Consider the following 7,137-nt stretch of genomic DNA (forward strand, 5'->3'; position numbering starts at 1 on the left):
GGGGCGGGTGGGTGCGCCGCGACCGAATCCCTGTCTAATTATATGAAAAGACTATGGAATAGAGGGAGTTGATCCCTTCGCCAGGGACGGTGGGATCAAACCCGGGGCTTAGCGGAAAAGGGCCACCCCGAGGGCCAGCGCCAGGACCGCCCAGGCCCACCAGGGCGTGCCCAGGGGCGCCGCCAGGGAAGAGGGCGGCTTGGGTTCCGCCATTCGATCGGCGGCCTTCTCCAGGGCTGTCAGGAGCCGCGGCAGGCGGCGCATCAGGGCGACCCCACCCGCGACGGCTTCGGCGACCCGCGCCTCGGGGCCCCGGTTCTCGCGCATCCATTCCTCGATCAAGGGCTGCGCCAGGGTCCAGATATTGAGGTCGGGGTTGAGCTGCCGGCTCACCCCCTCGGCCATCAGCATGTTCTTCTGCAGCAGCAGGAGATGGGGCGGCACCTGCATGTCGAAGGTCTCGGCCAGCTGGAACAGCTGGCCCAGCAGCCGGGCGAAGGAGATCTCGTTCAGCGGCCGTCCGAACACGGGCTCGGCAATCGCGCGCAGCGCCTGGGCCAGCATGTCGCGCGATTCCGTCTCCGGAACGATCCCGGCCGCGATATGGATCTCGGCGAGGCGGCGATAGTCGCGCTCGAGCAGACCCAGCAGCATGTCGGCGAGATAGATGCGGGTCTGCTTGTCGAGCCGGCCCATGATGCCGAAATCGACCGCGCCGATCCGCCCCTCCTCATCGACCACCATGTTGCCGGGATGCTGGTCGCCATGGAAGAAGCCGTCGCGGAAGGCCTGCTTGAAGAAGATCGCGGCGGCACGCGTCAGCACTTGGTCGATATCCTGCCCCGCCGCGAGCAGGGCCGCGCGGTCGTCCATGCGGATGCCGGTGAGCCGCTCCTGCGTCAGCACGCGGCGCGCGCTGCGCGGCCAGTCGATCTTCGGCACGCGATAGGTCGGATCGCCGATGAAATTATGGCCGAGCTCGTCGGCCGCCGCGGCCTCGAGCCGCAGATCCATTTCGAACTCGACCTGGCGCGCGAAGCTCTCGATCGCTTCGACCGGACGGAAGCGCCGCAGCCGCGGCTGCGTCTTCTCGACGATCTCGGCCAGCCAGCGCAGCAGATCGACGTCGCGCCGGAACGCATGCTCGATGCCGGGGCGCAGAATCTTGACCGCGACCTCGCCCGTGACCTTCGCGCCGTTCTCCGGCTCGCCTTCGATCGAAGGCTGCGGCGGCAGCACGGCGAAATGGACCTGGGCGATCGAGGCGGCGGAGACCGGGCGGTCGTCGAAGCTGGCAAAGAGGACGGAGATCGGCCGGCCCAGCTCGGCCTCGATGGTGGCGCGCGCGATGCTGGAGGAGAAGGGCGGCAGGCGGTCCTGCAGGGTCGAGAGATCGGCCGCGGCCTGGGCGCCGAGGAGATCGGTGCGGGTCGAGAGCATCTGGCCCAGCTTGATGAAGGCGGGCCCGAGCTCGGCCAGGGCCGCCGCCAGGCGTTCGCCGGGCCGGCCCGAGCCCCGCCCGCGGCCGAACAGCAGCTTGGCGAAATCGAGGAAGGTCGAGCGCGCGCCCACGGCTTCGAGCGCATCGGCCAGCGGTGCCAACGCGCCATGGCGGGCCAGGATATGGGCCACGCGCAGAAGCCGGATCAGGTTGCGCAGACTGCGGATCAAGGGCGAGGGAGCTCCCGGGATTGCGGCGTCAGAGGCGCCAGGCCGAATGCAGCGCCGCGATCCCGCCGCTCAGATTGCGATAGCGCACCTGCGCCAGCCCAGCCGCCTCGATCATCGCCGCCAGATCCTCCTGGCGCGGGAAACGACGGATGCTTTCCGCGAGATAGCGATAGGAGGCCTCGTCCTTGGCGACGACCCGGCCCAATCTCGGCAGCACCGAGAAGGAGTAGATATCGTAGAGCCGGTCGAGCATCGGCAGCACGACATGGCTGAATTCGAGACAGAGGAAACGACCGCCGGGCTTGAGCACGCGCCGCGCCTCGGCCAGCGCCCGGTCGATATGGGTCACGTTCCGCAGGCCGAAGGCGATGGTGTAGGCATCGACGCTCATCGATTCCAGCGGCAGCGCCTCGGCATTTCCGGCGATCCATTCGATCCCGCCGAGATGGCCGCGATCGACGCTGCGGTCGCGGCCCCTGGCCAGCATCGCCGGCGTCAGGTCGCAGACCAGGATGCGGCTGCCGCTGGCAGCCGTCTTGTCGGCCCCGCCCAAGCGCTCGAGGATGCGCAAGGCGATATCGCCGGTGCCGCCCGCCACATCGAGGATAGTCTGCCCGGGACGCGGATCGAGCCAGTCGATCATCGCCTTCTTCCAGAGGCGATGGATCCCGCCCGACATCAGGTCGTTCATCAGGTCGTAGCGGTCGGCGACGCTGTCGAAGACGCCGCGCACCAGGCCGGCCTTCTCTTCGGCCGCTACCGTGCGGAAGCCGAAGGAGACCTGCTCCGCTTCCGGCGCGGGACTGTCCGCGGCAGCCTTGGCAGGGCCCGGTTCGGCGGGTGGGCGGGGTTCGGCGGGTTGCATGGCGGCGAAACTACCCTAGTCCCGGCGCGGGACCAATCGAGATCAGCCCTTGAAGATGTGATCCCGATGGTATTGAAGGAACTGGGAATGCGGCCGGAAATGGCTCGCTTCAGGCACTCGCGCAATGCCATCGGCATGGAGAAGGCGCGAGACTTCCTGGCCGACGAGCCCCTTCGCCTGGACAATCTTGAGGTCGTCGTCGAGGGTCACCAGACCTCGATCAAAGAGCCAGTGCGCGGTTTTACAAAGGGCGAGGCCGTTTCTAACGGAGTCCGGACCATTGTGTCCCTCGCCGACCGGCCGGATATGGGCCGCGTCAATCTCGGGACGCCCACCGCCGTTGATCAGCTTTAGTCCCGTGAAGGCACAAGTATCTTTGTAAGCGCGTCGAATAGCAGCTTTGAACGCGATATCCCGAAACGGCCGCGAAATAAGCGTCTGAACAATTGGACGGTCGAATGTTTCGGCCGGCTCGTTCAATGAGATACCAGCACGATTCGCAAGTTCGGTCTGGCTGGGCTCGCTGGTGGCTGCACTAAATGCGGCTGTTAAAATGGCTTCAAACTCATGCTCCGGTACGTCTCGCACAGCACGTTGTGCAGTGCCCAAATTGGTCGTGCCATTTGCTCCGCGCAGTTTGCCCTCGAAGAACTGGTCGCCGATCCGGTAAGGCACGATCTGAGGAAATTCCAGGTACTCTGAAATCAAGGCATAGAAGTGACCAGGCTGCTGGGGGTCGATTTCGACGCCAACAACGCGTGCCGTCGCCACATATGATTGGCGGCCGTTATCTCTTCGTGGCTCGTAGTAGATGATAAGGTCGCCGACGGAGCGTTCCACTTGACGCAGATATGTCTGCGGAAAGTGATACTTGCTTTCCGGCAGGTCGTCGTATCGAGAACCCACCCTATGGGTGAAGACGGACTTGGACATGGCCTGCCGCAGGTCGACAGCTGGACGGCTTGGATTCAGGCTTTCAGTCTGATACGGAAAATCCGGACAAATCAACAAACAGTGGAATAGCTGAGGGGGTTACGCGAACGCCGAACGCGGCGCTATATTCGGCGCCCATGCCTGAACTCCCCGAAGTCGAGACCGTTTGTCGCGGCCTGGCCCTGCGCCTCGAAGGGCGGCGGCTGGCGCGCGTGCAGCAGCGCCGAAAGGATCTGCGCTTTCCCTTGCCGCGCGGCTTCGTCGGCCGGCTCGAGGGGCGGCGCGTGGTCAAGATCGACCGGCGCGCCAAATACATCCTGATCCATCTCGACAGCGACGAGATCCTGCTCTGCCATCTCGGCATGAGCGGACGGATGCTGATCGGCATCGGGCCGGTGCTCGAGCCCGAGCCGCATGACCACATCATCCTGGAGACCGACGATGGCGGGCATGTGCGCTTCAACGATGCGCGCCGCTTCGGGATGATGGATCTGGTGAGCGAGGCGGGCTTCGTCCGCCACAAGCTGATCAAGGGGCTCGGGCCCGAACCGCTCGACGATGCCTTCACCGGGCCCGTGCTGGCCGCGCGGCTCAAAGGCAAGGCCACCTCGATCAAGGCCGCGATCCTCGATCAGCGCGTGGTCGCAGGCATCGGCAACATCTACGCCTCCGAGGCGCTGTTCCGGGCCGGTCTCTCGCCCAAGCGCAAGGCGGGCACGGTCCAGGGCGAACGGGCCGACAAGCTGGTCGACGCCATCAAGGCGGTCTTGAGCGAGGCGATCGCGGCCGGCGGCTCCTCGCTGCGCGATTATGTGCAGACCGACGGCGAGCTCGGTTATTTCCAGCATCGCTGGGCCGTCTACGAGCATGAGGGGGAGGCCTGCCCTGGCTGCGACTGCGACCTCGCCGCCACGGGCGGCATCCGCCGCCTGACCCAGGGCGGCCGCTCCACTTTCTACTGTCCCCGTCGCCAGCGCTGAGGTAAGGAACCGGACCATGGTTCATCGCCAGACGCCTTCTCGTCCGCCGCAGCGTCGGGCCCGTTGGGCTCGCGCCTTGCTGGCGGTCCTTCTCGGGGGAGCCGGTATTGCGATCGCCGGCGCCACGGCGCCGCAGGCCTCCGCCGCTTCCGACACGGCCGGCTTCGTCGCCGGCGTCGAAGACCTGCCGTTGATGCCCGGCCTCACCGAGCTTTCCGGCTCCGGCTACGCGTTCGATTCGTCCACGGGCCGCATCGTCGAGGCCTATGCGGCCGGCGATGTGAGCCAGCAGCAGGTGCTCGATTTCTACAGCTCGACCTTGCCGCAATTGGGGTGGGAAGCCGCGACCAGCCACAGCTATCGCCGGCAGGGCGAGCGCCTCGCCATCGAGTTCGTCAAGGGCAGCGGTCCCTTGACGGTCCATTTCACCGTCACGCCGGAATAATCCCACAGCCGGAAGGATCCACGAGAGGGTCCGCTTCCGGCAGAACCATCCGCCCCTCTCGGGCGAAGGAAAAATCATGGGCTATCAGAACATCATCGTCGAGAAAAAGGGCCGCGTCGGCCTTATCACCCTGAACCGGCCCAAGGCCTTGAACGCGCTCTGCGACGCCTTGGTGCAGGAGTTGGGCAAAGCCCTCGACGAGTTCGAGAGTGACGCGCATGTCGGCGCCATCGTCATCACCGGCAGCGAGAAGGCCTTCGCCGCCGGCGCCGACATCAAGGAGATGAAGGACCGCAACTTTGTCGACGTCTACGTCTCCGACTTCATCACCAAGGGCTGGGAGCGGGTGGCACAATGCCGCAAGCCCGTGATCGCGGCGGTCGCCGGCTACGCGCTGGGTGGGGGTTGCGAGCTTGCGATGATGTGCGATGTCATCCTCGCCGCGGAAAACGCCAAGTTCGGTCAGCCGGAGATCACGCTCGGTGTGCTGCCGGGCGCCGGTGGGACGCAGCGCCTGACGCGTCTGGTCGGCAAGGCCAAGGCGATGGAGATGTGCCTGTCGGGACGGATGATGGATGCGGCCGAAGCGGAACGGTCGGGCCTGGTCAGTCGCGTTCTGCCCGCTGAACAGCTGATGGACGAGGCCATGAAGCTGGCCGACCGGATCGCGTCGATGTCCACGCCGGTGGTGATGATGGTGAAGGAATCCGTCAACCGTGCTTATGAATCGACGCTGGCCGAGGGACTGCGCTTCGAGCGCCGGCTGTTCCACGCGGCTTTCGCCACCGAGGACCAGAAGGAAGGGATGGCGGCCTTCGTCGAGAAGCGCCAGCCGGACTTCAAGGATCGCTGAATTCGGGGCTAAGAAAGCCTTGCGGCAGGCCCTGTTTTCCGCCTTTTCGCGAGCCTTGACGGGGCCTGGGGCAGGGGCTATAACCCGCCGCCCCCGAATATGAGGGGGAGCCCCTTCCCGCATGTAAGAGAGCAGGCACCATGGCCCAGCACAAGTCGGCGAAGAAGCGTATCCGCCAGACCGAGCGTCGCACGGCAGTGAACCGCGCGCGCGTGAGCCGTGTGCGCAACTTCATCAAGAAGCTCGAGACCGCGATCGCCACCGGCGACAAGACCGCCGCCCAGGCCGCCTTCAAGGAAGCGCAGCCGGAAATTCAGCGCGGCGTCCGCACCGGTGTCCTCGAGCGCAACACCGCCTCGCGCAAGCTGTCGCGGCTGAACGCGCGCATCAAGGCGCTCTGAACCCATCTATCGTGTCGAAGGCAACGCGCGCCACCATCGGTGGCGCGCGTTGTCGTTTTGTGAGTCTGGTCCGGTGCCTCTCGGCCGCATCCGCGAGAGCGGTGCGACATCGCAGTCGCGAACGAGAGCGACTGCAGAACTTGACCGCAGCGTCGTGGCGCGTATTGCGCGCGCGTCATTTTTCAAGCTGCGGCATCGCGCGAAACCGCGACCGTGCAGACGGGCAACGCAAGCGTTTTTTTTCTCGCGTCACCTATCGGACATATTGCGTGGCCCATACCCACTGAGTAGAGTCGGCGCCCGGTGGTCGACGGGGAGGCTCAGCGGGTTCGAGCGTGCGGTAAAAAAATTCCACGAGACCGCACTTCGACACTCGGCGAAAACGAACAATCCTCTTGCGCAAAACTACAAGAACGCAGGGAAAGTTCGGGTCGTATCCACTGATCGGTTTCGGAACATCGCTCCGCTCGTCGTAACGGAGGGCTGTTCAAGATTTCGGTGACTCTGACGCTGCAGGGGGCGTCGAGCCAAGGTCGGGGCGACAAAAAAATGAGCTACGCCGGAGACGTCTCCCCATCGCAAGCATGGCAGATGCTGAGCCAGGACAAGCCCGCGCGGCTGGTCGATGTCCGCACGCGTCCCGAATGGGGCTTCGTCGGCGTGCCGGATCTGTCGAGCGCGGGGAAGAAGACAATCTTCCTGTCCTGGCAGGACTATCCCACCATGCAGGTCAACCCGGCCTTCGCCGCGGAGATCGCCAAGGCGATACCCGACAAGGACACACCCATTCTGTTTCTGTGCCGGAGTGGCGCCCGTTCGAAGGCAGCCGCCATGGCCCTGACGGCCGCCGGCTATAGCCGTTGCTACAATGTCAGCGAGGGGTTCGAGGGGGGCCTCGACGCTGAGCACCATCGTGGTCGTGCGGGCGGCTGGAAGGCCGCAGGGCTGCCCTGGGTGCAGGAATGAGGACGGTTTTGAGTGGGGGCAGC

The 7,137-nt window shown here is 65.4% G+C and carries 8 protein-coding genes; 5 read left to right on the plus strand and 3 right to left on the minus strand.

Annotated elements, in window-relative coordinates; genetic code table 11:
- Positions 1-108 precede the first annotated feature (108 nt).
- The 3 genes from ubiB to FRZ44_RS26900 are packed head-to-tail and all read right to left on the minus strand — an operon-like array spanning position 109 to position 3,469.
- The gene (gene ubiB, locus FRZ44_RS26890; RefSeq protein ID WP_151180078.1) at positions 109-1,671 is read right to left on the minus strand and encodes a 2-polyprenylphenol 6-hydroxylase; all 1,563 of its coding nucleotides are present in this window, start codon (positions 1,669-1,671) and stop codon (positions 109-111) included.
- A 28-nt stretch (positions 1,672-1,699) separates the two neighbouring features.
- The gene (gene ubiE, locus FRZ44_RS26895; protein WP_151180079.1) at positions 1,700-2,536 is read right to left on the minus strand and encodes a bifunctional demethylmenaquinone methyltransferase/2-methoxy-6-polyprenyl-1,4-benzoquinol methylase UbiE; all 837 of its coding nucleotides are present in this window, start codon (positions 2,534-2,536) and stop codon (positions 1,700-1,702) included.
- Positions 2,537-2,578: 42 nt separating this feature from the next.
- Positions 2,579-3,469 (minus strand): HNH endonuclease, encoded by an 891-nt coding sequence (locus FRZ44_RS26900; RefSeq protein WP_151180080.1) that lies wholly within the window; start codon positions 3,467-3,469, stop codon positions 2,579-2,581.
- A 137-nt stretch (positions 3,470-3,606) separates the two neighbouring features.
- Between FRZ44_RS26900 and mutM the strand changes: the two genes are divergently transcribed.
- The 5 genes from mutM (at position 3,607) to FRZ44_RS26925 (ending at position 7,114) form a co-directional block, all read left to right on the plus strand.
- Positions 3,607-4,449, plus strand: a complete 843-nt coding sequence (mutM, locus tag FRZ44_RS26905; protein ID WP_151180081.1) for a bifunctional DNA-formamidopyrimidine glycosylase/DNA-(apurinic or apyrimidinic site) lyase — start codon at positions 3,607-3,609, stop codon at positions 4,447-4,449.
- A gap of 16 nt (positions 4,450-4,465) precedes the next feature.
- Complete coding sequence (locus tag FRZ44_RS26910) at positions 4,466-4,894, plus strand: hypothetical protein (protein WP_151180082.1); 429 nt, start codon at positions 4,466-4,468, stop codon at positions 4,892-4,894.
- 76 nt (positions 4,895-4,970) lie between these two features.
- Positions 4,971-5,747, plus strand: a complete 777-nt coding sequence (locus FRZ44_RS26915) for an enoyl-CoA hydratase (protein ID WP_151180083.1) — start codon at positions 4,971-4,973, stop codon at positions 5,745-5,747.
- 140 nt (positions 5,748-5,887) lie between these two features.
- Positions 5,888-6,148, plus strand: coding sequence for a 30S ribosomal protein S20 (gene rpsT / locus FRZ44_RS26920; protein ID WP_151180084.1), 261 nt, complete (start codon positions 5,888-5,890; stop codon positions 6,146-6,148).
- Between the two features lie 549 nt (positions 6,149-6,697).
- Positions 6,698-7,114 carry a rhodanese-like domain-containing protein gene (locus FRZ44_RS26925; RefSeq protein WP_151180085.1) on the plus strand — a complete coding sequence of 139 codons (417 nt, stop codon included), beginning with the start codon at positions 6,698-6,700 and terminating at the stop codon, positions 7,112-7,114.
- Positions 7,115-7,137: the final 23 nt, after the last annotated feature.

Origin of the sequence: Hypericibacter terrae (assembly GCF_008728855.1) — a bacterium.
Lineage (GTDB): Bacteria > Pseudomonadota > Alphaproteobacteria > Dongiales > Dongiaceae > Hypericibacter > Hypericibacter terrae.

Excerpts from the sequence above, each read along its gene's own strand:
- ubiE (WP_151180079.1), bottom strand. The coding sequence starts at position 2,536 with ATGCAACCCGCCGAACCCCGCCCACCCGCCGAACCGGGCCCTGCCAAG.
- FRZ44_RS26900 (WP_151180080.1), bottom strand. The coding sequence starts at position 3,469 with ATGTCCAAGTCCGTCTTCACCCATAGGGTGGGTTCTCGATACGACGAC.
- mutM (WP_151180081.1), top strand. The coding sequence starts at position 3,607 with ATGCCTGAACTCCCCGAAGTCGAGACCGTTTGTCGCGGCCTGGCCCTG.
- FRZ44_RS26910 (WP_151180082.1), top strand. The coding sequence starts at position 4,466 with ATGGTTCATCGCCAGACGCCTTCTCGTCCGCCGCAGCGTCGGGCCCGT.
- FRZ44_RS26915 (WP_151180083.1), top strand. The coding sequence starts at position 4,971 with ATGGGCTATCAGAACATCATCGTCGAGAAAAAGGGCCGCGTCGGCCTT.
- rpsT (WP_151180084.1), top strand. The coding sequence starts at position 5,888 with ATGGCCCAGCACAAGTCGGCGAAGAAGCGTATCCGCCAGACCGAGCGT.
- FRZ44_RS26925 (WP_151180085.1), top strand. The coding sequence starts at position 6,698 with ATGAGCTACGCCGGAGACGTCTCCCCATCGCAAGCATGGCAGATGCTG.